Below are 25,927 nucleotides of genomic sequence, written 5' to 3' on the forward strand. Positions count from 1 at the left end.
TTAATGCAGGGAAGGTTTCGGCTCAGGCACGGCAGCCTTGCCACACTCGGCGAACAGCAGCAGCGGAGCCACGCGTAGGTATTCCATCACTTCCATATAGTCGCTCTCGCCATCCTCGGACTCCTCCAAGGCACTTTGCACCTGGGCGATCGCAGAAAGATCCTGCAGCACTTCCATCGCCTCGGCGCTCAGGGCAGCGTTGCCGAGAATCATGCCGAAACCGTCCAGGAAGCCCTGGCACCACTGGCCTAGCGCCTTGGCCCGCTCGGCCAATGGCTCATCGTCGCCGGGCAGCAGCAGAACGACCGTGATGTCGTTGCCGGACAGCTCGCCCTTGACCATCTCCTGCAGGCCTACCAGGGCCTGGCGCACGTTGTCGGACGGCTCGGCACCGAGCAGCTCGACCGCATCGGCAATCCAGGCATCGGCGTCGAAGCCGGCACCAGCGCAGCTACGGCCAAGCAGCAGGCCGTGCAGTTCGGCCGGGGAAACGGGTTTGCCGGTGCTCGCCAGCAAGGCAGCGAAGGCGGTGTAAGGGGAATTCGACATGGACATGGCAGCTAGGCGCTGAAACGCGCAATCTCTAGAATGGAAGCCTCGTATCCTAGGGCCTGCAGCCCGTGGTTTCCACCGCATCGTTGCCGCACGCTGCTTGCAGCCACCTCCCTGCGATCCTTTATAGTGCCCAGATCACTGCCCAGGTATGGAGTCGATGGATAACCCCGAACTGCAAGCCCTAACAGGCAAACTGGAACTACTGATCCAGCGCGTCGAGCAGCTCAAGACGCAGAATCGCTCTTTGCTCGCGGCCGAGAAGACGTGGCGGGAAGAACGCGCCCATCTGATCGAAAAGAACGAAATGGCCCGGCAGAAGGTCGAAGCGATGATTTCGCGCCTGAAAGCCCTGGAGCAGGACTCATGACCCAGTCGAACACCGTAACCGTGCATATCCTCGACAAGGAATATTGCATCACCTGCCCGGCGGACGAGCGCGCCAATCTGGAAAGCGCCGCGCGCTACCTGGATGGCAAGATGCGCGAGATCCGCTCCGGTGGCAAAGTCATCGGCGCGGATCGCGTAGCGGTGATGGCTGCTCTGAACATCACCCACGATCTGCTGCACAAGCAGCAGCGTCTGGATCAGGAAGCCAGCGCCACCCGCGAACAGGTACGTGACCTGCTCGGTCGGGTCGACTCTGCCCTGTCCGCCGATCTGGATGGCCACTCGCACTGATTGCAGAGCGGTCGAATGGGGTATACTCGGTCCCGAGCTCCCTGGTGTGTTGGCCAGTCGGTGATGTCCCTGAGCCGATACGCACAACCACGGGGGTTGCCAGCGGGGCCGGTGTGCATGTCCGCCTGACGGAAAGCCTTAACGCCTCCTGCAATCTCCACCTTGAACTTTCGGGTTCAAGGGCTAACCCGACAGCGGCACGACCGGGGAGTCCCGAATTCAATGATCCTGGCTGGTGATCTATCCCGTGCGGCCCTACGCCGCCAGCTCCGCCAGGCTCGCCGCAATCTCTCCCCCCTGCAACAGCGGCATGCCGCCCGCTGCCTCTACCGGCAGCTGGTGCAACACCCACTGTTTCGGCGCTCCCGCCACATCGCTCTGTACCTGCCCAATGATGGCGAGATCGACCCACGCCTACTGCTGAGTGAAGCCCAGCGCCGGGGCAAGGCCACCTATCTGCCGGTACTCAACGCTTGGCCTCGCACCCAAATGAGGTTCCAGCGAGTGCGCGCAAACGAGTCGATGGTGCGCAACCGTTTTCAGATCAATGAGCCGCGAGCGAATCCAGCACGCCAACGCAAGGTCTGGGCGCTGGACCTGGTGCTGATGCCGCTGGTGGGCTTCGATCTATACGGAGGGCGTCTGGGTATGGGCGGGGGATTCTATGATCGGAGCCTGGCCTACCAGCGCGTGCGCAAAAATTGGCACAAACCGACGCTTATTGGCGTAGCTCATGAGTGCCAGCAGGTGGACAGACTAACCCTGGCGAGCTGGGACATACGACTCGGCGCAGTGGTGACGAATCGGCGTTGGTACGCCTGAGGAAGCGAAGCCGCCGCACTCCCTGCGGCGACATCAGCGGCGTTACTCCTGGCTCTGGCTGACCGGCGGGTTGCCCTGCCGGTCCCATAGCCCCTGCGTGTAACCTGTGGTAACCATCCCCAGGCTGAACAGAATGACCAGGACCCACAATAGATCTGGCTTGCGTTTCATCGAGTTGCCTCCCCCTTTCGGCACACTGCTTCTATTTACCGGTGGCGGTGTTTTTATTGGCCGTTACGGCGGCGCCTGGCTTGGGGCTTCGAGCCATCATGAGATGGCAGAGACCCCAATATTTTATGACGTCATCCGGCAGTCAGTTGCGGGAACGATTTTCAGTACCCGCGAAAGGACCGGCAAACAGGAGCAAAGTTCATGCCTTATTGGCTGATGAAATCCGAACCCGATGAACTGTCCATCCACCATCTGCAGAAACTGGGACGAGCGCGATGGGATGGGGTGCGAAACTACCAGGCACGCAACTTCCTGCGTAGCATGCAGGAGAGCGATCTGTTCTTTTTCTACCACTCCAGCTGCCCGGAGCCAGGCATAGCCGGGATCGCCCGCATCGCTGGCCCGACCTACCCGGACCCCACTGCCCTGGACCCACAAAGCCCCTACCACGACCCCAAGGCCAACGCCGAGAAGAATCCCTGGAGTGCGCTGGATGTGGAGTTCGTCGAGGCGTTCGAGCAGGTGCTGCCACTGGCCCGCCTGCGCGACAACCCGGCACTCGTCGGGCTGTCGCTGGTGCAACGCGGCAGCCGTCTCTCCGTGATGCCGGTCAGCGAGGCGCAATGGCAGGCGATTCTCGCCATGCGTTGAGCCGCCATCGGCACTGTGCTATCACCATGACATAGCCTGCGGAGCCGATCATGCGCGTACGATCCGTCTGGCCCGCGCGGGTGGCGCTGGCCCTTGTTTTCCTGGCGCTCAATCTGGCCAGCCTGATGCTCTGGCACCAGCTGAAGCAAGATCAGCAGGAGCGGGTAGATGAGCGAGTCAGCTACGAAGCTCACAGCCTGGCACGCCAGCTGGAGTCGACGCTGCACACGGAAGTGGAGAGCCTGGGGCGCATCGCCCGCCTGTGGAACAGCCTCGGGCGATTGCCCCGCGACAGTTGGGAACACGAGGCGGAGCTGGCCCTCGCGGACTTCCCCGCCTATCAGTCGGTGCAATGGGTCGGAGCGGACCTGCAGATGCGCTGGCTGCTGCCCCTGCTCGGCAACGAGGCCGCGGTCAACTTCCGTCTGACCCCTGACCATCCCAACTACCCGCTGGCCATGCAGGCCAGGGTGAGTGGTGAACAACGCTTCTCCAACAGCTTTCCACTGGTCCAGGGTGGCCGGGGATTCATTCTCTACACCCCCCTCTACCTGCAGGATGTCCAGGGCAGGAAGCAGTTCGATGGATTCCTGCAAGGCGTGTTCCGTGTCGAGCCACTGATGGATGAGCTGCTATCCCAGCTCGACCGCGGAAGCTTCGGCGTGCGGTTGCTGGAGAACGACCAGAGCCTGTACAGCTATGAGCATCCCGACACCCAGCCGCAGATGTCCCGCGAGGTAGAGCTACACTTGCTCAACAATGACACCTTCAGTCTCCAACTGAGCCCTACAGCCACTCTGTTGCGCAACCTTGATACCCCGCTGCCGGAAGTGGTTTTGGGAAGCGGTCTGGCCATCAGCCTCCTGCTGGTGGCGGCTCTGGCGCTTGCCCTGGAAAACGCACGACGCGCCGGTGCCATGCAGCAGGCCAACATCCTCCTGCAGGAAGAAGCCGACCTGCGTGAAGAAACCGAGCGACGCCTGCGTGACAGCAGTGAGCGCTTGCAACTGGTACTGGACCTCACCGACTCCAGCCACGACAGCCTGTTCATCTTCGATACCAGCAGTCGCGAAGTACTGCACATGAACCAGGCAACCTACGCTGGCCTGGGCTACCGTGCCGAGCACTTCGCCCGGTTGCTGCGCGACAATCCCGAACAGCTACTGCCGGGCTTCCACACATGGCTGGAGGAAGCGCGCACGGCGCAGGGTGATAACCAGTCGCGGATATTCCAGCGCGAGCTGTGTCGGCGCGATGGCAGCCGCCAGCCGGCAGAGATCAACACTCAACTGGTCCAGCTGGGCGAGCGGGAATACCTGATCGCCGTATCCCGTGACAACAGCGAACGCCTCGCGTTGGAAGCCCGCCTGCAGCGCCTGTCGCAACTGGATGGCCTGACCGGGCTGTACAACCGGCGCTTCTTCGACCAGCAACTGCAGAGCGAATGGCGACGCCTGCGCCGCATCGGCGCACCACTGACATTGCTGATGCTGGATATCGATCACTTCAAGGCGTTCAACGACAGCCTTGGCCACCTCGCCGGCGATGATGCACTGCGTCAGGTTGGCGAGATTCTGCAGAGCAGTCTGCAACGCGAAGGCGACGTGGCCTGTCGCTACGGCGGCGAGGAGTTCGCGATGATCCTGGCCAATACCGCACAGGATGGCGGCGAGCATGTGGCGAGAAGAGTCCACGACCTGGTCGCGGAGCTGGCCATCGCCCATCCCGCCAGCCCCGTCGGGCGCCTGACGCTTAGCATAGGCCTGGCGGTGGCCGAGCCAGTCGGCGAAGAGCAGCCGTGGGACCTGGTGGCGCGCAGTGACCGCGCGCTGTACGAAGCCAAGCATCAGGGTCGGAATCGTACGCACGTCTGGAATCCTGACCAGACGGGCAACGGCAAGCCACGCGTTTGACCTGAGTCACTCCGCCACAGGGGCAAGCGGAAGAGAATGGAAGCCTGCTAATCATCCGCCCACAGAAGGGAAGCCAAGATGAAAGTGCAACGCACCCTACCCTATCTGATCGCAACCGGCGTCGTCCTGATTGGCACCATTGCCTGGTGGCAGCTCCGCCCGGCAGGACTGGGTGAAGGCTTCGCCAGCGGTAACGGCCGTATCGAAGCGACGGAGGTGGACGTCGCCACCAAGCTGGCCGGGCGCATCGCCAGCGTCGAGGTCGACGAAGGCGATTTCGTCGAGCCCGGGCAAGTCCTCGCACTCATGGACACCCAGGTATTGGAAGCCCAGCTGGCCCAGGCCCGAGCGCAATTGAAACAGACAGAGAACGGCCGCATCACCGCCACCAGCCAGATCAGCCTGCGCGAGAGCGAAAAACTCAGCGCCGAGGCCGTGGTGCGCCAGCGCCAGGCCGAACTGGACGCGGCGCGCAAGCGTCATACGCGCAGTGCCACCCTGGTCAAGCGCAATGCCATGGCCCAGCAGCAACTGGATGACGACCTGGCACGCCTGCAAAGCGCCGAAGCGGCGCTGGCCGCGGCCCGCGCACAGGTCAGCTCGGCCGCCGCCGGTATCGCCGCCGCCCAGTCCCAGGCGACCGAGGCGGAGTCCGCCATCGAGGCCGCTCGCGCCAGCGTCGATCGCCTGTTAGCCGACATCGACGACAGCCGGCTCAAGGCGCCACGTGCCGGCCGCGTGCAGTATCGCGTCGCGCAGCCCGGCGAGGTGCTCGGCGCAGGAGGCAAGGTCCTCAACCTGGTCGATCTCACCGACGTCTACATGACCTTCTTCCTGCCCGAGCGTCAGGCCGGACGGGTGGCGCTCGACAGCGAAGTACGCCTGGTGATCGATGCTGCGCCCCAGTACGTGATTCCGGCCAGGGTCAGCTACGTCGCTAGCGTCGCCCAGTTCACGCCGAAGACGGTGGAGACCGCCAGTGAGCGTGAGAAACTGATGTTCCGGGTCAAGGCGCGTATCGATCCCGGGCTGTTGCAGAAGCATCTGCAGCAGGTGAAGACTGGAGTGCCCGGCATGGCCTACCTGCGGCTTGACCCTGCCCTCGAGTGGCCCGAGTTCCTGACGATCAAGGTACCGCAATGAACGAGGCGGTCGCCCGGCTTGCCGGCGTCGGCCTCGACTACGGCCAGACCAAGGCGCTTGAACGAATCGACTTGGAACTACCGGCACGGCAGATGGTTGGGCTGATAGGCCCGGATGGCGTCGGCAAGTCCAGTCTCCTGGCGCTGATAGCCGGCGCCCGCCGGATTCAACAGGGCAGTGTGCAGGCGCTGGGCGGCGACATGGCCGACCCTCGGCATCGGCGCAACGTTTGCCCCCATATCGCCTACATGCCTCAAGGGCTGGGCCGGAACCTCTACCCGACGCTATCGGTGTTCGAGAACCTCGATTTCTTCGGACGCCTGTTCGGCCAGAATGCCACCGAGCGCGAGCGGCGCATCGATGATCTGTTGCGCAGCACAGGAATGGCAGCATTCCGCGAGCGACCGGCGGGCAAACTCTCCGGCGGCATGAAGCAGAAGCTCGGCTTATGCTGCGCCCTGATCCACGATCCGGATCTGCTGATCCTGGACGAGCCCACTACGGGTGTCGATCCGCTGTCACGCAACCAGTTCTGGGACCTGATCGATCGTATCCGCAGCCAGCGGCCGCAAATGAGCGTACTGGTGGCCACCGCCTACATGGAGGAAGCAGAGCGCTTCGACCATCTTGTGGCAATGGACGCCGGCCACGTGCTGGCAACCGGCACCCCCGGCGAGTTGCGCCAACGTACGGGCTGCGACAGCCTGGAGCAGGCCTTTATCGCCCTGCTACCGGAGCAGCGTCGGCGTGGCCACCGGAAGGTGGAAATCCCCCCCCTGAAGGACAGCAGCGAGATCGCCATCGAAGCACGCGATCTGACCATGCGCTTCGGTGATTTTGTGGCGGTGGACCGTGTGTCGTTCCGTATCCGTCGTGGCGAGATATTCGGCTTCCTAGGCTCCAACGGCTGCGGCAAGAGCACCACGATGAAGATGCTCACCGGCCTGCTGCCGGCCAGCGATGGCGAGGCTCTGCTGTTCGGCCAGGCGGTGGACCCGAGGGACATGGCCACCCGCAAACGGGTCGGCTACATGTCCCAGGCATTCTCGCTCTACAGCGAGCTGACCGTGCGCCAGAACCTGATACTGCACGCTCGCCTGTTCCATGTTTCGGGAGAACTCATCCCTGCACGCGTGGATGAGATGGCCGAGCGTTTCAACCTGCGAGAAGTCATGGACGCTCTGCCCGAGCGCCTGCCACTGGGCATACGTCAGCGCCTGTCGCTGGCCGTGGCAGTGATTCACCAGCCGGAAATCCTGATCCTCGACGAGCCCACCTCGGGGGTCGACCCGGTGGCACGAGACGGCTTCTGGCAGTTGATGCTCGACCTGTCGCGCAATGATGGGGTGACCATCTTCATCTCCACCCATTTCATGAACGAAGCCCAGCGCTGTGACCGTATCTCGCTGATGCATGCCGGCAAAGTGCTGGACAGTGACACCCCGCAGGGGCTGATGGAAAAGCGCGGGCTGGACAGCCTGGAGGCCACTTTCATTGCCTACCTGCAGGAAGCGGTCGGCGAGCAACCGGTCAGCGAAGCTCCGCCGCTGGAACAGGCCCGACCTCGGCAGCCCCAGCGCTTCAGCCTGAGGCGGCTGCTCAGTTACGCCCGGCGAGAGTCGCTGGAGTTGCGCCGCGACCCCATTCGCGGCGGCATGGCCTTGCTCGGCACCGTGCTGCTGCTCTTCATCATCGGCTACGGCATCAGCCTGGATGTGGAGGATCTGACCTTCGCGGTGCTCGACCGAGACCGCACCACCACCAGCCAGGAGTACCACCTGAACCTGTCCGGTTCGCGCTACTTCCTGGAAAAGCCGCCGCTTACCGATTACTCCGATCTTGAGCGCCGGCTACGTAATGGCTATATCAGCCTGGCGGTGGAGATACCTCCGCACTTCGGCCGCGACCTCAAGCGCGGCGCGAACCCACAGATCGGCATGTGGATCGATGGCGCCATGCCCACCCGCGCCGAAACCATCAAAGGCTATGTGAGCGGCCTGCACCAGCATTACCTGGCCGAGCTGGCACGGCGATCATCGCAACCCCAGGCGGCCAGCGCCGCGGAGCTGGAAGTGCGCTACCGATACAACCCGGACGTGGAAAGCCTTAAAGCCATGGTGCCGGCGGTCATCCCGCTGCTCTTGATGCTGATTCCCGCCATGCTCACGGCCCTTGGCGTAGTGCGCGAAAAGGAGTTGGGCTCGATCACCAACCTCTACGTCACCCCGGTAACGAGGCTGGAGTTCCTCCTCGGCAAGCAACTCCCCTACATCGCCCTCGGCCTGTTCAACTGTGCGTTGCTGGTGCTGCTGGCAATCGTCGTATTCGATGTGCCGCTCAAGGGTAGCTGGCTGACACTGGGGTTCGGTGCCCTGCTCTACGTCGCCTGTGCCACGGGCCTGGGCCTGCTCATGTCGACCTTCACCAAGAGCCAGATTGCCGCCGTGTTCGGCACCGCCATCGCCACCCTGCTGCCGGCCGTGCAGTTTTCCGGGCTGATCTATCCGGTGGCCTCGCTGGAAGGCTTCGGCGCGCTGATCGGCCAGCTCTACCCGACCTCGCAGTTCCTGGTGATCAGCCGCGGTATCTTCTCCAAGGCGCTCGAATTGCAGGATCTCGCCGGCTATTTCATCGCCCTTGGGCTGACCGTGCCGTTACTGACACTGCTCAGCGCCAGCCTGCTGCGCAAACAGGAGGTGTGATGGAGCGCCTGGCCAACATCTTTCACCTCGGCATCAAGGAGCTGCGCAGCCTGCAGCATGACCTGGCGCTGGTTATCCTGATCGTCTGGGCGTTCAGCCTGGGCGTGTACTCCTCCGCAACCAGCATGCCGGAAAGCCTGCACAATGCCGCCATCGCGGTGGTCGACGAGGACCAGTCGCAGCTGTCAGAGCGCCTGATCCAGGCCTTCCAGGCACCCTACTTCCGTACACCGGAACGCATCGATCTGAGCCAGATGGATCGCGGCATGGACTCCGGACGCTACACCTTCACCCTGAACATTCCTCCGAACTTCCAGCGCGACGTGCTCGCCGGTCGCAGCCCGGCGATCCAGCTCAATGTCGATGCCACCCAGGTGAGCATGGCGTTCACCGGAGCGGGGTACATCCAGAACATCGGTGCCAGCGAGGTTGCCGAGTTCGCTCGCCGCTACCGCGGCGAACTGCAACAACCTGCGGAGCTGGCGGTGCGGGTCGCCTTCAACCCCAACTTGATACGTGCCTGGTTCGGCTCGGTGATGGAGGTGATCAATCAGATCACCATGCTATCGATCATCCTCACCGGCGCGGCACTGATCCGCGAGCGCGAGCATGGCACGGTCGAGCACCTGCTGGTGATGCCGGTGACACCGCTGGAAATCATGCTGGCCAAGGTATGGTCGATGGGGCTGGTGGTCCTTTGCGCCGCCACACTGTCATTGCTGCTGGTGGTCCAGGGTTGGCTGAAGGTGCCGATCGAGGGTTCGCTATTGCTGTTCTTGGTGGGTGCTGCGCTGCACCTATTCGCGACCACCTCGATGGGCATCTTCTTCGGTACGGTAGCGCGTTCGATGCCTCAGCTGGGGCTGCTGATCATTCTGGTGCTGCTGCCGCTGCAGATTCTTTCCGGCGGCACCACACCCCGCGAGAGCATGCCGGAACTGGTACAGCAGATCATGCTGGCGGCGCCGACAACCCATTTTGTCGCACTGGCTCAAGCGATTCTGTATCGCGGAGCCGGGTTGTCCATCGTCTGGCCACAGTTGCTGGCCATCGCCGGGATCGGTGCTCTGTTCTTTGCTGCGGCGCTGCTGCGCTTCCGCAAGACCTTGGCGCAGATGGCCTGAGCAAGCAACACCAGAACCTGTTTAGGAGCGTTTGAACCAGGGCCAGGCAAGGCGAAATGGGGCGAGGGCCGGTCATAGCCGCGGACGACTTTACGAGCTGTAAATGAGCAGCCCGAGTCCCGTTTCAACGCAGCCTGGCCGACGATCAAGAGATCCTGAACAGATTCTCACTGGATGATCAAGTTGTTGAACAACAGGTCCTCGACGATGGGCTTGCCTTCCTCCTGGGTCAGCACCTCCTGCACCTGCTTGAGCGCTTCCTGACGCAACGTCTCCTTGGCCGCCTCGTCCGCCATGCTGGCGTCGGTCTGCTGGGAGAACAGCATCACCAACTGATTGCGGATCAGCGGCTCGTGATGCTCGACCTTCTCCTCGGCTTCGCTGCCGGTCACGCGCAGAGCGATATCAGCCTTGAAGAACTTCAGCTTTGGCCCGGCGCCGAAGTTGCCCACCAGGGCAGGCACCAGGCTGACATAGGCGACCTTGGGCGCAGCGTTCTCTTCCTCACCACCGCCGCTGTTGGCCAGGGCGGCGCAGGGCAGGATCAGGGCCAGCAGCAAAGCGATGCACTTTTTCACGAATGAGTCCTCGAAGGCAGATGCCGCCTAGCATAGCCATAGAGCCTCTCGTGCCCAAGCCCGACGCTTATGGTGTGCCATCAGGTGTGGGCATGCTCGTTGACCCAATGGGCGTGCCTCCTACACTGCCGGTCAGTCACGAACCCGAGGAAAGTGCGATGAAAGCCCTGCTCTGCAAAGCCTTCGGCCCGGCGTCCAGCCTGGTCCTGGAAGACCTGCCCAGCCCCGAGCCGAAGAAGAACGAGGTGCTGATCGAGGTGCACGCCGCCGGGGTCAACTTCCCCGACACCCTGATCATCGAGGGCAAGTACCAGTTCAAGCCGCCCTTCCCGTTCGCCCCGGGTGGCGAGGCCGCTGGTGTAGTCAAGGCGGTCGGCGAGAAGATCACTCACCTCAAACCTGGCGACCGCGTGATGGCACTGACCGGTTGGGGTGGCTTCGCCGAAGAGGTGGCAGTGCCGTCCTACAACGTGCTGCCGGTGCCGAAGAGCATGGAGCTCACCACGGCAGCCGCGTTCGGCATGACCTATGGCACCTCGATGCATGCCCTCAAGCAGCGCGCCAACCTGCAGCCAGGCGAGACCCTGCTGGTGCTCGGTGCCTCCGGTGGCGTGGGCCTCGCCGCTGTGGAAATCGGCAAGGCCATGGGTGCCAAAGTGATTGCCGCAGCAAGCACCGCCGAGAAGCTGGAAGTGGCGCGCAACGCCGGCGCCGACCACCTGATCAATTACAGCGAGCAGAGCCTGAAGGACGAGGTGAAGAAACTCACCGGCGGTCAGGGCGTCGACGTGATCTACGATCCGGTGGGCGGCGAGCTGTTCGAGGAAGCCTTCCGCTCCATCGGCTGGAATGGCCGCTTCCTGGTCGTCGGCTTCGCCGCCGGCGGTGGCATTCCGGCCTTGCCAGCCAATCTGCCGTTGCTCAAGGGCGCGGCATTGGTCGGCGTGTTCTGGGGCTCCTTCGCCCAACGCCAGCCACAGGACAACGCCGCCAATTTCGAGCAACTGTTCGCCTGGCACGCCGAGGGCAGGCTCAAGCCACTGGTGTCCCAGACCTTCCCGCTGGCACGTGGGGGCGAAGCCATCGACGCCCTGGGCCAGCGCAAGGCCGTGGGCAAAGTCGTGGTGACTGTTCGCTGATCACCCTTCGAAGGGCGTGCTTGAGCGCGCCCTTCGCACCACTCGTGACTCGCCTCTCAAATCCGACTGTTTTACTCGTAGTATCAAAAAGCCTTCACCGCGCCGCGCATTTAGCCGTTAGAATCGCCGACCTCGCAGTGACCGACTAGTCCGATTTAGCCCTGTCGTTACTGCAGCCCCCGCCGCTTATCCAATAACAATTCATGCACTCCGGGGCACGCTGCGCCACTTCCGGCGCCGGCGTCATCGTCTATTTGTCCGAAAATGGAGGTTTGAAGTGTTCAAGAACTGTATGTCCGCCTTGCTGATGATCACCGCCCTCGCCCTGAGTGGCCCTGCCGCGGCACAGCTGTCGCCCGGTGAAGCGATGAACATGACCGGTCTGCAGCGCTCGCTGGTGCAGCGAATGACCAAGAACTATCTGATGATCGGCGCCGATGTGCGCGTCGACACCGCCAGCCGCCAGCTGGAGGAATCGGTGACCCAGTTCGACAACGCCTACCAGGCGCTCAACGAGTACGCTCCTACTCCCGAGAGCAAGGCCAAGCTGGCCGAAATCGGCCAGACCTGGACGACCTTCCGCCAGCAGGTTACCGCCCAGCCGGACCAGGCGCAGGCCGCAGCCATGCTGGCCAACAGCGAGCGATTGCTGAAGGAGTCGCAGGAGCTGACCGATATGATGGCCAATCACGTCGGCGCCATGGGTGGGGTGGTCAACCGCAGCGGCTGGGCACGCGTGCAGAGTCAGCGCATCGCCATGCTCTACATGGCCAAGGCGTGGCAGGTGCAGGCGCCCGATCTGGACGCCAAGCTGGACACCGCGGTGGCGGACTTCGACAGCATCCTCAAGGAGCTGGAGGCCAACCCCGCGCCGAACGAGCAGGTCGCTACCTCGCTACGGCGCGTGCGGGCCAACTGGGCGTTCACCCTCAAAGGCATCGACCTGCATGCCACCAGCGCCTTTGTGCCGACCTCGATCACCGTCAGCACCGACTCACTGTTCCGCCACATGAACGAGCTGACTCGCCTCTACGCCGGCTTGCAGGGCTGACGCACAGCTACGCGCCGCGCCTCACTCGCGCGGCGCGTAGGCGAATACGTCGGCGCGCATCTGGTGCGGGTCCATGCCGGCGTCCACCAACGCGTCGAGCGTCCCGTAAACCATCCCCGGCGAGCCGCTGGCATAGACATGCAGCGCCTTGAGGTCAGGAAAGTCCTGACATACCGCCTCATGCAGCATGCCGCAACGCCCCTCCCAACCACAGGCGTCGCTAACCACCTTGTGCAGATGCAGGCCGGGCTGGCTTTCCCAGGCTTGCCAGCTGTCCAGCTGATAGAAATCGTCTGACAGGCGCACGCCCCAGTACAGGTGCAGCGGGTGCGTGAAGCCGGTGGCGCGGCAGTGCTCGATCAGGCTGTGCATCTGCGCCATGCCGGTACCGGCGGCAAGCAGCACCAGCGGCCCTTCCGGCAGCTCGGCCAGGTGGGTATCGCCAAACGGCATCTGCACCCGCGCCAGGCGCGTGCGGCGCAACTGCGCCACCAGTTGGCGGGCACTGTCCTCACGGGTAAGGATGTGCAGCTCCAGATCGCGCCCCTTGTGGGGTGCCGAGGCTAGGGAGAAAGCCGACCACTCGCCATCGTCACGCTGCAACAGCAGGTACTGGCCAGCGTGGTAGCGTGGCGCCTTGCCGGCCGGCGCGCGCAAGCTCACGCGACAGACATCGCCCCCCAGGTCGGTAAGGTCGAGCACCTGGCAACCGAAGGTGCGCACCGGCAACTCGCCCGGGGCCAACACGCCGTCCCAATGCAGCACGCAGTCTTCCAGCGGCTCGGCCAGGCAGGTGAACAGTTCGCCATGATCCAGCTCAGCGCCGGCCTGGCGCACCCTGCCCTCGACCAGCAGCGCCGCACATATATGGCAGTTGCCGTTGCGGCAGCTCTGCGGGCACTCGTAGCCCAGGCGCCGTGCGCCATCGAGGATGCGCTCGCCGGGCTGGATCTCGAGCACCGCGCCCGAAGGTTGCAGAGTGACCTTCATGACATGAATGCCTTCAGCTGCGTCGCGAGCGAAGGGTGGGCAAGGCGAAAGGGCGCGAGGGCGCGGAGTTTACATCGAGTAAATGAGCAGCCCGAGCGGCCTTTCAACACAGCCCAATCAAGCGCAGCAGCAGATGATGCATTCATCAGTCGATGCCCAGCTCTTTCCACATGTCGTCGATACGTGCGACCACGGCCGGGTCCTTCTCGATCACCCGACCCCACTCGCGCGTGGTCTCGCCCGGCCACTTGTGAGTGGCATCCAGACCCATCTTCGAGCCCAGGCCGGACACAGGCGAGGCGAAGTCCAGGTAGTCGATCGGCGTGTTGTCGATCATCACCGTGTCGCGCTTGGGGTCCATGCGCGTGGTGATGGCCCAGATCACGTCGTTCCAGTCACGGGCGTTCACATCGTCGTCAGTAACGATGACGAACTTGGTGTACATGAACTGGCGCAGGAAGCTCCAGACACCGAGCATCACGCGCTTGGCGTGGCCCGGGTACTGCTTCTTCATGGTCACCACCGCCATGCGGTACGAGCAGCCTTCCGGCGGCAGGTAGAAGTCGGTGATCTCCGGGAACTGCTTCTGCAGGATCGGCACGAACACTTCGTTGAGCGCCACGCCGAGGATCGCCGGCTCATCTGGCGGTCGGCCGGTATAGGTGCTGTGATAGATCGGCTGCTTTCTGCGAGTAATGCGCTCGACGGTAAACACCGGGAAGGTATCGACCTCGTTGTAGTAGCCGGTGTGGTCGCCGTACGGGCCTTCCGGCGCGGTCTCGCCCGGATAGATATGACCTTCCAGGACGATCTCGGCGCTGGCCGGCACCTGCAGGTCGGAGCCGATGGCTTTGACCAGCTCGGTGCGGTGGCCGCGCAAGAGCCCTGCGAAGGCGTACTCGGAGAGGGTGTCCGGCACCGGAGTCACGGCGCCGAGGATAGTCGCCGGGTCCGCGCCGAGGGCCACGGCCACCGGGTAGGGGCGATCCGGGTACTTCTGGCACCACTCGCGGTAGTCCAGCGCACCGCCACGGTGGCTGAGCCAGCGCATGATCACCTTGTTGCGGCCGATCACCTGCTGGCGGTAGATGCCGAGGTTCTGTCGTTCCTTGTTCGGCCCCTTGGTGATGGTCAGGCCCCAGGTGATCAGCGGTGCCACGTCGCCCGGCCAGCAGTGCTGGATCGGTAGCTTGCCGAGGTCGACGGCGTCGCCCTCCTCGATCACCTCATGGCACGGCGCATCCTTGAGCACCTTGGGCGCCATGCTGATGACTTTCTTGTATATCGGCAGCTTGCTCCAGGCGTCCTTCAGCCCCTTGGGCGGCTCGGGCTCCTTGAGGAAGGCCAGCAGCTTGCCGATCTCGCGCAATTCGCCGACATCCTCGGCGCCCATGCCCAGCGCCACGCGCTTGGGCGTACCGAACAGGTTGCCGAGCACCGGTACGTCGAAGCCGGTGGGCTTTTCGAACAGCAGCGCCGGGCCGCCCTTGCGCAGGGTACGGTCGCAGATTTCGGTCATCTCCAGCACGGGAGAGACCGGGGTCTGGATGCGCTTGAGCTCGCCGCGGCTTTCCAGCTCGCGGATGAAGTCGCGCAGGTCGCGGTACTGCATGCTTGGGCCTCACAGGTCGGGGCGCAAAGTTTAGCGCCGAACTGGGTTATTCAGAAGGCTGCGCAAATGCAAAGGCCGGGTTTCCCCGGCCTCGCGTGCAACGATTGGTGCTTACTTGCGCTTCATCGACAAGAAGAATTCGTCGTTGGTCTTGGTGTCCTTCAGCTTGTCGGTGAGGAACTCGATGGCGGCGATCTCGTCCATCGGGTGCAGCAGCTTGCGCAGAATCCACATGCGCGCCAGCTCTTCCTCGCCGGTCAACAACTCCTCGCGGCGGGTGCCGGACTTGTTGATATTGATGGCCGGGAACACACGCTTCTCGGCGATGCGGCGGTCCAGCGGCAGCTCCATGTTGCCGGTACCTTTGAATTCCTCGTAGATCACCTCGTCCATCTTCGAGCCGGTCTCGACCAGCGCGGTGGCGATGATGGTCAGCGAGCCGCCTTCCTCGATGTTACGGGCAGCACCGAAGAAGCGCTTGGGCTTCTCCAGGGCATGGGCGTCGACACCACCGGTGAGCACCTTGCCGGAGCTCGGGATCACGGTGTTGTAGGCACGCGCCAGGCGGGTGATGGAGTCCAGCAGGATGACCACGTCCTTCTTGTGCTCGACCAGGCGCTTGGCCTTCTCGATCACCATCTCGGCAACCTGCACGTGGCGGGTCGGCGGCTCGTCGAAGGTCGAGGCGACCACTTCGCCGCGCACGGTACGCTGCATCTCGGTCACTTCTTCCGGGCGCTCGTCAATCAGCAGGACGATCAGGTAGCACTCGGGGTTGTTACGGGTGATGTTGGCCGCGATGTTCTGCAGCATGATGGTCTTGCCCGCTTTCGGCGGGGCGACGATCAGGCCGCGCTGGCCCTTGCCGATCGGCGCGCAGAGGTCGATCACGCGGCCGGTGAGATCTTCCTTGGAGCCGTTGCCGGCCTCCATGGTCAGGCGCTTGGTCGGGAACAGCGGCGTCAGGTTCTCGAACAGGATCTTGTTCTTGGCGTTTTCCGGACGGTCGAAGTTGATGGTGTCGACTTTGAGCAGGGCGAAGTAGCGCTCACCTTCTTTCGGCGGGCGGATCTTGCCGACGATGGTGTCGCCGGTACGCAGGTTGAAGCGGCGGATCTGGCTGGGCGAGACGTAGATGTCGTCCGGGCCGGCCAGGTAGGAGGAGTCCGCGGAGCGCAGGAAGCCGAAGCCGTCCTGGAGAATCTCCAGCACGCCGTCGCCGGAGATCTCTTCGCCGCTTTTCGCGTGCTTTTTCAGCAGGGCGAAGATGATGTCCTGCTTGCGCGAACGGGCCATGTTTTCCAGACCAGCCTGGTCGGCCATGTCCAGCAGTTCGGCAATCGGCTTTTGCTTGAGTTCGGTCAGATTCATAGGAATGACGTAGATATATGAGGAAGGAAAGGAAAGCCCTGGGCTTTGCTGGCCGCGCCGTGGGAAGGCGACTGGATCGCTCGATATTATCGGGAGGAGTGCATCGGCGGCGGCTTGGGGGGCAGCGGGGAACCCGTTGCAGGCCCGAATGTAACACCGCATTTATCGTGACGTCCAGCCTGCGCCCAAAGAAAAAGCCCCGCAATGTGCGGGGCTTTCTGCTTACAGCGGCGAACGTCTCAGATGTTGGCGTCGAGGAAGGCAGCCAGCTGCGACTTGGACAGGGCACCCACCTTGGTGGCCTCGACGTTGCCGTTCTTGAACAGCATCAGGGTCGGAATACCGCGCACGCCGTACTTCGGCGGGGTTTCCTGGTTTTCGTCGATGTTCAGCTTGCAGACCTTCAGCTTGCCTGCGTAGGTCTGGGCGATTTCGTCCAGCACCGGAGCAATCATCTTGCACGGACCGCACCATTCGGCCCAGTAGTCGACCAGAACCGGACCTTCGGCCTTGATCACATCGTCTTCGAAGCTGGTATCGCTGACGTTGGTGATGAATTCGCTCATGTACAGTCTCCGTGATCGGAAGCAAAAAAGTGGCGGCAATGATAGCCCGGCTGAACCACCGCTGAAAGCCGCAAGCCATTGAGCTTGGCTATCGGTCATCCGGGAAAAGCTGATGAAAGAATACGGCATAGAGCTCGCGGGCGGTTAACATGCCACTCATTGGAGCTCCTGTCCGGTTGCGACAGGATGCCGTGTTTCCTCAAGGGACCCGTTCATGCCCAACACCTCCAAGCAATTTCCCCTGATTGCCGCCATCGATCTCGGTTCCAACAGCTTCCATATGGTTCTGGCCAAGGCCGACCACGGTGAAATCCGCATCCTTGAGCGGCTCGGCGAGAAAGTACAGCTGGCCGCCGGCCTGGATGAAAACCGCATGCTTAGCGAGGAAGCCATGCAGCGCGGCCTGGACTGCCTGCGCCGCTTCGGCCAGCTGATCCAGGGGCTGCCCCAGGGCGCCGTGCGCATTGTCGGCACCAACGCCCTGCGCGAGGCGCGCAACCGCGCCGAGTTCATCCGCCGCGCCGACGAGTTGCTCGGTCACCAGGTGGAAGTCATCTCCGGCCGTGAAGAGGCCCGCCTGATCTACCTCGGCGTGTCCCACACCATCGCCGACACCCCCGGCAAGCGCCTAGTGGTGGACATCGGCGGCGGCAGTACCGAATTCATCGTTGGCCAGCGCTTCGAGCCGCTGCTGCGCGAGAGCCTGCAGATGGGTTGCGTCAGCTACACCCAGCGCTATTTCAAGGACGGCAAGATCACCCCGGCGCGCTACGCCCAGGCCTACACCGCGGCACGCCTGGAGCTGATGAGCATCGAGCAGGGGCTGCAGCGCCTGGGCTGGCAGGAGTCGGTGGGCGCCTCCGGCACCATTCGCGCCATCGGCTTGGCGATCAAGGCCGGCGAGCTGGGCAATGGCGAAATCAATCCCGAGGGCCTGGCCTGGCTGAAACGCAAGGTGTTCAAGCTGGGCGAGGCGGACAAGCTGGAGATCGACGGCATCAAGCCCGACCGCCGACAGATCTTCCCGGCTGGCCTGGCCATCGCCGAGGCAATCTTCGACGCCCTTGACCTGCAGCGTATTGATCATTCCGAGGGTGCGCTGCGCGAAGGCGTGCTCTACGACCTGCTCGGCCGCCACCACCATGAGGACGTCCGCGAGCGTACCCTGGGCGCGCTCATGGAGCGCTACCACGTCGATCTGCAGCAGGCCGCACGGGTCGAGGCCAAAGCCCTGCAGGCCCTGGGCAAGGTTGCCGACACCTGGCGCCTGGACGAGGACTGGCACAGCGACCTGCTGCAATGGGGCGCCCGAGTGCACGAGCTCGGCCTGGACATCGCCCACTACCAGTACCACAAGCACGGCGCCTACCTGATCGAGCACTCCGACCTGGCCGGCTTCTCTCGTCGCGACCAGTTGATGCTGGCCCTGCTGGTACGCGGCCACCGTCGCAACATCCCCAAGGACCGTTTCGCCGAATTCGGCGAGGATGGCGTGCAACTGCTGCGCCTGTGCGTGCTGCTGCGCTTCGCCATCCTCTTCCACCACATCCGTGGCACCCAGGAAATGCCCAAGGTCCAGCTCAAGGCCGGCCCGCAAAGCCTGGATCTGACCTTCCCCTCCGGCTGGCTGGAAGCCAACCCGCTGACCCAGGCCGACTTCGAGCAGGAAGCCGAGTGGCTGACCCGTATCGGCTTCGTGCTGACCGTGCGCTGAGCAAACGGCGAGCATGAAAAAGGGAGGCCGAGGCCTCCCTTTTTGCTTTGTAGGGTGGATGGCCGAAGCCATCCACCACGGTGGGTAAGCCTACGGCGTTATCCACCGTACACTCAGCACCCTCAGAACAGAACGCGGCTGCGGATGGTACCGGTAACGTGCTGCAGCTTTTCCAGCGCCAGGTCGGAGTACTCGGCGTCGACGTCGATCACCACGTAGCCGACCTTGTCGTTGGTCTGCAGGAACTGACCGGAGATGTTGATGCCGTTGTCGGCGAACACCTTGTTGATCTCGCTCATCACGCCCGGCACGTTCTCGTGGATGTGCAGCAGACGGTGCTTGCCCGGGTGGGCCGGCAGGGCGACTTCCGGGAAGTTCACGGAGGACACCGAGGTACCGTTGTCGCTGTACTTGACCAGCTTCTCGGCCACTTCCAGACCGATGTTGGCCTGCGCTTCGGCGGTGGAACCACCGATGTGCGGGGTCAGGATCACGCGATCCAGGCCACGCAGCGGGCTCTCGAACTCTTCGTCGTTGGACTTCGGCTCGACCGGGAACACGTCGATGGCGGCGCCGATCAGGTGCTCGTCCTTGATCGCGGCAGCCAGGTGCTCCAGCTCGACCACGGTGCCGCGCGCGGCGTTGATCAGGATGCCGCCCTTCTTCATGGCGCGGATTTCCTTCTCGCCGATCATCCACTGGGTGGACGGCAGCTCAGGCACGTGCAGGGAGACGATGTCGGCCATGCCCAGCAGGTCGTGCAGCTTGGCCACCTGGGTAGCGTTGCCCAGCGGCAGCTTGGTCACGGTGTCGTAGAAGAACACCTGCATGCCCAGGGCTTCGGCCAGGACCGAGAGCTGGGTACCGATGGAGCCGTAGCCGACGATGCCGAGCTTCTTGCCGCGGATCTCGAAGGAGTTGGCCGCCGACTTGATCCAGCCACCACGGTGGCAGGAAGCGTTCTTTTCCGGAATGCCGCGTAGCAGCAGGATGGCCTGAGCCAGAACCAGCTCGGCGACCGAGCGGGTGTTGGAATAGGGGGCGTTGAACACGGCGATGCCGCGCTCGCGGGCGGCGTCCAGGTTGACCTGGTTGGTACCGATGCAGAAGCAGCCAACGGCGACCAGCTTCTTGGCGCAGTCGAAAACTTCCTCGGTCAGCTGGGTGCGCGAGCGGATGCCGATGAAATGGGCGTCGGCGATCTTGCTCTTCAGCTCGTCGTCGGACAGCGCGCCCTTGAGGTACTCGATGTTGGTGTAGCCAGCGGCCTTCAGGGTGTCGACGGCGTTCTGGTGCACGCCTTCCAGCAGAAGGAACTTGATCTTGCTCTTGTCGAGAGAGGTCTTGCTCATCGGAGTACCTGTTGTCCCACAAAAAGTGTCAGGAAATCGGCCAAGGCCGACCCCGCGGATCGGCGCAGGGGCACGATTGGCGGGGTGCGTATGCTAGCATACGCACCCCGCGAAACGCTCACCCCTGACCGATGAAGCGTTCTCAGGGTGACCATGAATCGTTTGAGAGTTCCCAGATGACCAATCCTGCCCTGATCGATGAGCTGAAGACCCTGGTGGAACCCGGCAAGGTGCTGACCGACGCCGACTCCCTCAACGCCTACGGCAAGGATTGGACCAAGCATTTCGCGCCCGCCCCGTCCGCCATCGTCTTCCCCAAGACCACCGAGCAGGTGCAGGCCATCGTGCGCTGGGCCAACCAGCACAAGGTCGCCCTGGTGCCTTCTGGCGGCCGCACCGGCCTGTCCGCCGCCGCCGTCGCCGCCAATGGCGAAGTGGTCGTGGCCTTCGACTACATGAACCAGATCGTCGAGTTCAACGAATTCGACCGCACCGTGGTGTGCCAGCCGGGCGTGGTGACCAAGCAGCTGCAGCAGTACGCCGAAGACAAGGGTCTGTACTACCCGGTGGACTTCGCCTCCAGCGGTTCCAGCCAGTTGGGCGGTAACATCGGCACCAACGCCGGCGGGATCAAGGTGATTCGCTACGGCATGACCCGCAACTGGGTAGCCGGCATGAAGGTGGTCACCGGCGCCGGCGACGTGCTGGAGCTGAACCGCGACCTGATCAAGAACGCCACCGGCTACGACATGCGCCAGCTGTTCATCGGCGCCGAAGGCACCCTGGGCTTCGTCGTCGAAGCCACCATGCGCCTGGAGCGCGCGCCGAAGAACCTCACCGCGATGGTCCTCGGCACCCCGGACTTCGACTCGATCATGCCGGTGCTGCACGCCTTCCAGAACAAGCTGGACCTGACCGCCTTCGAGTTCTTCTCGGATAAAGCCCTGGCCAAGATCATGGCCCGTGGCGACGTGCCGCCGGCCTTCGACACCGACTGCCCGTTCTACGCCCTGCTGGAGTTCGAGGCCACCACCGAGGAAGTCGCCAACCAGGCACTGGAGACCTTCGAGCACTGTGTCGAGCAGGGCTGGGTGGTCGACGGCGTGATGAGCCAGAGCCAGCAGCAGCTGGAAAACCTGTGGAAGCTGCGCGAATACATCTCCGAAACCATCAGCCACTGGACGCCGTACAAGAACGACATCTCGGTGACCGTCGGCCAGGTGCCAGCCTTCCTGCACGACATCGACCGCATCGTCGAAGCCAACTACCCGGACTTCGAGGTGGTGTGGTTCGGCCATATCGGCGACGGCAATCTGCACCTGAACATCTTGAAGCCGGAGAACCTGTCCAAGGACGAGTTCTTCGCCAAGTGCGCCATCGTCAACAAGTGGGTGTTCGAGACCGTGCAGAAGTACAACGGCTCGATCAGCGCCGAGCACGGCGTGGGCATGACCAAACGCGACTACCTGCACTACAGCCGCTCGGAGGCCGAGATCGGCTATATGAAGGCGATCAAGTCGGTGTTCGACCCGAACGGGATCATGAACCCAGGGAAAATTTTCCCGCTCTGAGCCTTACCACCCCTCTCCCCACGGGAGAGGGGCCGAGGGTGAGGAATGCCGGGCACAGCTCGGTGTCTCCCCCCTAACCCTCTCCCGGAGGGAGAGGGAATCAACGCCCTATCCGAGGAGTGGCCCCATGAGCTACCAGCACCAGTACATCGACGGCACCCCGATCCACTTCCCGCTGGGCAAGGTGGTCTGCGTCGGCCGCAACTACGCCGAGCACGCTGCCGAGCTGAACAACCCGATTCCGACCGAGCCGCTGCTGTTCATCAAGCCGGGCAGCTGCACCGTGCCGATGGATGACGGTTTCGCCATTCCGCAGGACCGGGGTGGCGTGCACTTCGAGGCGGAGATCGCCGTGCTGATCGGCAAGCCGCTGTCGAAGAAGCCCAGCGAAGAGGAAGTACGCGACGCCATCTCCGGCTTCGCCCCGGCCCTGGATCTGACCCTGCGCGACGTACAGGCCAAGCTCAAGGAGAAGGGCCTGCCCTGGGAGCTGTCGAAGAGCTTCGACGGCGCCTTCGTGCTAGCGCCCTTCGTCGCCGCCGACGCGGTCGAGGATGTGCGCGACATCGGCATCCGCCTGAGCATCGACGGCCAGGTGCGCCAGGACGGCAACGCCAGTTCCATGCTCAACCCGATCATCCCACTGATCCAGCACATCGCCGCTCATTTCAGCCTGCAACCGGGCGACGTGATCTCTACCGGCACCCCTGCCGGTGTCGGCCCACTGACCAGCGGAGAAAGCCTGCAGATTGAACTCGTCGGCCTGTCGAGCTTCACCACCCGCGTACTCTGAGAAAGGTCGCGGCGGGGCCGCTCCGCCGCTCTTCACAGAACTTTCACCCGCGCCGAGTACTCTGAGAGGCTCGATATCCCCGAGCAGTCCCCGATGTCCTTCGCGCTCTCCCTCTCCAGCCGCCGCGGCCTCACCCTCGTGCTGGTTGTCGCCCTCGCCTGTACCGTCGCCGTGATTCGTTATCTGCACTGGGATGACCAGGCGCTGCTCTGGTTCAAGGAGCAGAGCGTATCCATGGCTGACCGCGACGCCAGCATCTGGCTGCCGGGTTACAAGGTCAGCGTCGAGGGCAAGCCACTGGCTGGCCTGGACGAGGATGAGACATCCGATTTGGCCTACAGCCCGCTGACCGGTACCCTGTTCACCGTTACCGGCAAGCTGCCGATGCTGGTGGAGCTGAGCCGCACTGGCGAGGTACTGCGACGCATCGCCCTGAAGGGCTTTTCCAATCCGGAAGGCGTAGCGGTGTTGGAGAACGGCAACATCGCCGTGACCGACGAGCGCAAACGCAACCTGTCGATCTTCGAGCTGACCGCGGATACCGAAGAACTGGACATCGCCGATGCCCAGCCCTTCGACCTAGGCTTCGCCGATGCCGGCAACAAGGGTTTCGAAGGCATCGCCTGGGACCCGGCGCAACAACGCCTGCTGCTGGGCAAGGAGCGCGCGCCCACCGCCATGTTCAGTTTGGGCAGCGACGGTCAGCACCTGCTCGACCAGGAGCTGCAGCCACTGCCCAGTTACGGCCTGGGCATGCGCAACCTGTCGGCGCTCAGCGTCGACCCACGTACCGGCCACATCCTCGCCCTCTCCGCCCAGTCACGCCTGCTGCTGGAGCTGGACGAGAAGGGCGACCCGGTCAGCTTCATCAGCCTGATTGGCGGACGCAGCGGCCTGGAAGAGCGCATTCCGCGCGCCGAAGGCGTGGCCATGGACGAGGACGGCACCATCTACATGGTCAGCGAGCCGAACCTGTTCTACGTGTTCCGCAAGGACGAGCCCTTCACCGCACCACAAGGCTGAGAACCTACTTATGCTTTGCTGCGCATCGGCCAGGCTGTGTTGAAAGCCAACTGGATCGCCAGCCCGGTCGAAATGCTCATTTACCATTCGTAAACTCGCGTGCGAGCCCAGTCCGCTTCCTCACCGGCTTTCGCCTTGCCTGGCTCTAGCTCGCAAGAGCCTAAGCAGGTTCTAGGCGTTTAACGGGTAACGCTGTCGAAGCCCTGCAGCACGTTGATGGCGTTGATGCCGATCTCCTCCACCGCATAGCCACCCTCCATGACAAATAGGGTCTGCAGGCCCAGCGCGCCGATGACCTCGCCCATGCGCAGGTAGTCCGGGCTGTCCAGCTTGAACTGCGAAATCGGGTCTTCCTTGAAGGTGTCTACCCCCAACGACACCACCAGCGCGTCCGGTGCGTAGGCGGCGATCTGTCGGCAGGCGGCGGCCAGCGCCAGGCTCCAGGCCGACCAGTCACTGCCGGCGGCCAGCGGGTAGTTGAAGTTGAAGCCGCGACCTACGCCCTCGCCCTTCTCGTCGGCATAGCCGAGGAAGAACGGATACTCGAAGCGCGGGTCGCCGTGGATCGAGGTGAACAGCACGTCGGCGCGGTCGTAGAAGATGTCCTGGGTACCGTTGCCGTGGTGGTAATCCACGTCGAGAACGGCTACCCGGCTGGCACCCTGGTCGAGCATGGCCTGGACAGCGATGGCGGCATTGTTGAAATAGCAGTAGCCGCCCATGTAGTCGGCGGCGGCGTGGTGGCCTGGTGGACGGCACAGGGAGAACACCCCGCGCGCCCCCTTGGCCAACTCGGCCTGGCCGGTCAGCGCCACGTTCACCGAGCTGCTCACCGCCTGCCAGGTGCCTGCAGTGATGGGTACGCCAGCATCGAAGCTGTAGTAGCCGAAGCGCCCATCGACACTGTCGGGAATGGTCTGCCGCAGGCGCCGGTTGGGCCAGGTGAACGGCAGCATGTCGTAGTCGCGACCCATCGCCTGCCATTCGGCCCAGGCGCCCTTGAGGAAGTGCACGAAGCCTTCGTCGTGCACCCGCAGGATCGGCTCCAAACCGAACTCGCGCGGCGCCGCCACCTCGCCCAGCTTCACCTTCTGCGCACGCGCCAAAACCATGTCGGCGCGGCTGGGCTTCTCGAAGCAGGGCGTGAGCTGGCCGTCGATCAGTTCGAACTTGCCGTGGTGCAGGTGATGGTCGTCGCTGTAAATCGTCAGCATGAGGGGCTCCCCGGACTCGCAAGGGTCCGTGAAATGAGGGAATGAATCTTCCTGTCGGGATGGTTCAGGCGAGGATCGAAGCACCCTCACCCCTACACGGGCCGCCCAGCCCCTCTCCCGATGAGAGAGGGGAGCCAAGCGCTTATTTCTTCAATTTGGTCCAGACCTTGGTACGCAACGACAGGGCCTTGGGCGAGCAGAGCTTGAAGGGGCGCAGGCGTTCGAGCTTGTCCTGCGGGGTGTTGATCGCCGGATCGTCGAACAGGGCCTTCTCCATGAACTGCTCGGAGCCGGCCACGGCGTTGTGGTACTTGGCGAAGTTGGAGGCGGCGGCGATGTTCTCCGGCTGCAGCATCCAGTTGATGAACACATGCGCCTCCTCGACGTTGGTCGCGCCCTTGGGGATCACGAAGTTGTCGATGAAGGTCGAAATGCCTTCCTTCGGATAGACGTAGACCAGCGAACCGCGCTGCTCCTTGGCACGGTGGAAGGCGCCATTCCACTGCTGGTGCATGGCCACTTCGCCGGCCGCCATGCGTTCGATGGTGCCGTCGCTGTTGTACATGGCGAGCATGTCCTTCTGCTGGCTCAGCAGCTCCATAATCTTCTTCACCTCCTGCGGGTCCTCGGTGCAGCGGTCGATGCCGAGGTAGAAGGCGGCCGGCGGAAACAGGTCGTCCATCGAGTTGAGCGCTACCACCTTGCCCTTCAGCTCGGCTGGCGGGGCGAAGAACGGCCCCCAGCTCTCGTCGAGCTTGCCGCCCGGTACCTGGGCGCTGTCGTAGCTGTAGCCGGTGGTGCCCCACAGGTAGGGCACGCTGTAGTCATGCGCCGGGTCGAAGTCGAGCTTCTGGAAGGTCGGCGTCAGGTTGGCCAGGTTCGGCAGCTTGTTCTTGTCGAACTTCTGCAGCAGGTCCTCCTGGACCATGATCTGGATGAAGCTGTCCGACGGCACCACCACGTCGTAGTTGCCGCCGCCGGCCTTGAGCTTGGCCAGCAGCGTCTCGTTGGAGTCGTAGGCATCCAGGGTGGCCTTGATGCCGGTGTCGGCCTCGAACTTCTTCAGCAGTTCCGGCGGGTAGTAGTCCGACCAGTTGGCGAAGTTCAGGCTGCCGGCAGCCTGAGCGGCGCCGGAGAGGCCGAGGGCGAGAACAACGGATAGCGCGAGCGGGGTACGACGGATCATGGTCTGGC

The 25,927-nt window shown here is 63.4% G+C and carries 24 protein-coding genes and 1 other RNA gene; 15 read left to right on the forward strand and 10 right to left on the reverse strand.

Annotation, left to right across the window (positions count from 1 at the left end; translation table 11 throughout):
• Entirely contained in the window at positions 1-555 is a 555-nt protein-coding gene (locus IB234_RS01340) for a YecA family protein (protein WP_192312637.1), read from the reverse strand.
• A 157-nt stretch (positions 556-712) separates the two neighbouring features.
• On the opposite strand from IB234_RS01340, the gene IB234_RS01345 reads away from it, so the two are divergent.
• The 4 genes from IB234_RS01345 to IB234_RS01360 all read left to right on the forward strand — a co-directional run bounded on the left by IB234_RS01345 (position 713) and on the right by IB234_RS01360 (position 2,055).
• Positions 713-922, forward strand: coding sequence for a TIGR02449 family protein (locus IB234_RS01345; protein ID WP_192312640.1), 210 nt, complete (start codon positions 713-715; stop codon positions 920-922).
• Positions 919-1,233: a cell division protein ZapA gene (locus IB234_RS01350; RefSeq protein WP_192312643.1), complete on the forward strand. Its 315-nt coding sequence runs from the start codon at positions 919-921 to the stop codon at positions 1,231-1,233. The genes IB234_RS01345 and IB234_RS01350 overlap by 4 nt, the downstream gene beginning before the upstream one ends.
• A 35-nt stretch (positions 1,234-1,268) precedes the next feature.
• A non-coding RNA gene (ssrS, locus tag IB234_RS01355) (6S RNA) lies at positions 1,269-1,447 on the forward strand.
• Positions 1,448-1,455: 8 nt separating this feature from the next.
• Entirely contained in the window at positions 1,456-2,055 is a 600-nt protein-coding gene (locus IB234_RS01360) for a 5-formyltetrahydrofolate cyclo-ligase (RefSeq protein WP_192312646.1), read from the forward strand.
• A gap of 42 nt (positions 2,056-2,097) precedes the next feature.
• Here IB234_RS01360 and IB234_RS24100 read toward each other — a convergent pair whose 3' ends face one another.
• Complete coding sequence (locus IB234_RS24100) at positions 2,098-2,226, reverse strand: hypothetical protein (RefSeq protein ID WP_263864178.1); 129 nt, start codon at positions 2,224-2,226, stop codon at positions 2,098-2,100.
• Between the two features lie 201 nt (positions 2,227-2,427).
• Here IB234_RS24100 and IB234_RS01365 point away from each other — a divergent pair, with 201 nt between their 5' ends.
• From IB234_RS01365 to IB234_RS01385, 5 genes are all read left to right on the forward strand, one after another.
• Entirely contained in the window at positions 2,428-2,877 is a 450-nt protein-coding gene (locus IB234_RS01365) for an EVE domain-containing protein (RefSeq protein ID WP_192312666.1), read from the forward strand.
• Between the two features lie 50 nt (positions 2,878-2,927).
• Positions 2,928-4,790 (forward strand): diguanylate cyclase, encoded by a 1,863-nt coding sequence (locus IB234_RS01370; RefSeq protein WP_192312679.1) that lies wholly within the window; start codon positions 2,928-2,930, stop codon positions 4,788-4,790.
• Between the two features lie 78 nt (positions 4,791-4,868).
• Positions 4,869-5,933, forward strand: a complete 1,065-nt coding sequence (locus IB234_RS01375) for an HlyD family secretion protein (RefSeq protein WP_192312682.1) — start codon at positions 4,869-4,871, stop codon at positions 5,931-5,933.
• Positions 5,930-8,635, forward strand: a complete 2,706-nt coding sequence (gene rbbA / locus IB234_RS01380; RefSeq protein ID WP_192312685.1) for a ribosome-associated ATPase/putative transporter RbbA — start codon at positions 5,930-5,932, stop codon at positions 8,633-8,635. Before IB234_RS01375 ends, rbbA begins: the two co-directional genes overlap by 4 nt.
• Positions 8,635-9,759: an ABC transporter permease gene (locus IB234_RS01385; protein WP_192312688.1), complete on the forward strand. Its 1,125-nt coding sequence runs from the start codon at positions 8,635-8,637 to the stop codon at positions 9,757-9,759. The genes rbbA and IB234_RS01385 overlap by 1 nt, the downstream gene beginning before the upstream one ends.
• 167 nt (positions 9,760-9,926) lie before the next feature.
• Here the strand turns inward: IB234_RS01385 and IB234_RS01390 are convergent, their stop codons facing one another.
• Positions 9,927-10,337, reverse strand: coding sequence for a flagellar basal body-associated protein FliL (locus IB234_RS01390; RefSeq protein WP_192312692.1), 411 nt, complete (start codon positions 10,335-10,337; stop codon positions 9,927-9,929).
• Between the two features lie 158 nt (positions 10,338-10,495).
• Between IB234_RS01390 and IB234_RS01395 the strand changes: the two genes are divergently transcribed.
• Together IB234_RS01395 and IB234_RS01400 are read left to right on the forward strand one after the other, a co-directional pair.
• Entirely contained in the window at positions 10,496-11,476 is a 981-nt protein-coding gene (locus tag IB234_RS01395; protein WP_192312695.1) for an NADPH:quinone oxidoreductase family protein, read from the forward strand.
• 277 nt (positions 11,477-11,753) lie between these two features.
• On the forward strand, positions 11,754-12,527 hold the full coding sequence (locus IB234_RS01400; protein WP_192312698.1) for a type IV pili methyl-accepting chemotaxis transducer N-terminal domain-containing protein: 774 nt from the start codon (positions 11,754-11,756) through the stop codon (positions 12,525-12,527).
• 21 nt (positions 12,528-12,548) lie between these two features.
• Here IB234_RS01400 and IB234_RS01405 read toward each other — a convergent pair whose 3' ends face one another.
• From IB234_RS01405 to trxA, 4 genes are all read right to left on the reverse strand, one after another.
• Positions 12,549-13,517 (reverse strand): CDP-6-deoxy-delta-3,4-glucoseen reductase, encoded by a 969-nt coding sequence (locus IB234_RS01405; RefSeq protein WP_192312701.1) that lies wholly within the window; start codon positions 13,515-13,517, stop codon positions 12,549-12,551.
• A gap of 145 nt (positions 13,518-13,662) precedes the next feature.
• Complete coding sequence (gene ubiD / locus IB234_RS01410; protein ID WP_192312704.1) at positions 13,663-15,129, reverse strand: 4-hydroxy-3-polyprenylbenzoate decarboxylase; 1,467 nt, start codon at positions 15,127-15,129, stop codon at positions 13,663-13,665.
• Between the two features lie 111 nt (positions 15,130-15,240).
• Positions 15,241-16,500 carry a transcription termination factor Rho gene (gene rho / locus IB234_RS01415; RefSeq protein ID WP_192312707.1) on the reverse strand — a complete coding sequence of 420 codons (1,260 nt, stop codon included), beginning with the start codon at positions 16,498-16,500 and terminating at the stop codon, positions 15,241-15,243.
• Positions 16,501-16,739: 239 nt separating this feature from the next.
• Positions 16,740-17,066, reverse strand: coding sequence for a thioredoxin TrxA (trxA, locus tag IB234_RS01420; RefSeq protein ID WP_043310887.1), 327 nt, complete (start codon positions 17,064-17,066; stop codon positions 16,740-16,742).
• A gap of 214 nt (positions 17,067-17,280) precedes the next feature.
• Between trxA and ppx the strand changes: the two genes are divergently transcribed.
• On the forward strand, positions 17,281-18,780 hold the full coding sequence (gene ppx, locus IB234_RS01425; RefSeq protein ID WP_192312710.1) for an exopolyphosphatase: 1,500 nt from the start codon (positions 17,281-17,283) through the stop codon (positions 18,778-18,780).
• Between the two features lie 122 nt (positions 18,781-18,902).
• Here ppx and serA read toward each other — a convergent pair whose 3' ends face one another.
• Positions 18,903-20,132: a phosphoglycerate dehydrogenase gene (serA, locus tag IB234_RS01430; RefSeq protein ID WP_192312713.1), complete on the reverse strand. Its 1,230-nt coding sequence runs from the start codon at positions 20,130-20,132 to the stop codon at positions 18,903-18,905.
• 176 nt (positions 20,133-20,308) lie between these two features.
• On the opposite strand from serA, the gene IB234_RS01435 reads away from it, so the two are divergent.
• From IB234_RS01435 to IB234_RS01445, 3 genes are all read left to right on the forward strand, one after another.
• Positions 20,309-21,703: an FAD-binding oxidoreductase gene (locus tag IB234_RS01435; protein WP_192312716.1), complete on the forward strand. Its 1,395-nt coding sequence runs from the start codon at positions 20,309-20,311 to the stop codon at positions 21,701-21,703.
• Positions 21,704-21,830: 127 nt separating this feature from the next.
• Entirely contained in the window at positions 21,831-22,496 is a 666-nt protein-coding gene (locus tag IB234_RS01440) for a fumarylacetoacetate hydrolase family protein (RefSeq protein ID WP_192312720.1), read from the forward strand.
• 93 nt (positions 22,497-22,589) lie between these two features.
• Positions 22,590-23,519, forward strand: a complete 930-nt coding sequence (locus IB234_RS01445) for an SdiA-regulated domain-containing protein (protein WP_192312723.1) — start codon at positions 22,590-22,592, stop codon at positions 23,517-23,519.
• A 179-nt stretch (positions 23,520-23,698) separates the two neighbouring features.
• On the opposite strand, the gene IB234_RS01450 is transcribed toward IB234_RS01445, so the two are convergent.
• Positions 23,699-24,733: a histone deacetylase family protein gene (locus tag IB234_RS01450; RefSeq protein WP_192312727.1), complete on the reverse strand. Its 1,035-nt coding sequence runs from the start codon at positions 24,731-24,733 to the stop codon at positions 23,699-23,701.
• A gap of 142 nt (positions 24,734-24,875) precedes the next feature.
• Positions 24,876-25,919, reverse strand: a complete 1,044-nt coding sequence (locus tag IB234_RS01455) for an extracellular solute-binding protein (protein ID WP_192312730.1) — start codon at positions 25,917-25,919, stop codon at positions 24,876-24,878.
• Between the last annotated feature and the right edge of the window lie 8 nt (positions 25,920-25,927).

It is taken from the genome of Pseudomonas sp. PDM16 (genome assembly GCF_014851865.1).
GTDB lineage: Bacteria > Pseudomonadota > Gammaproteobacteria > Pseudomonadales > Pseudomonadaceae > Aquipseudomonas.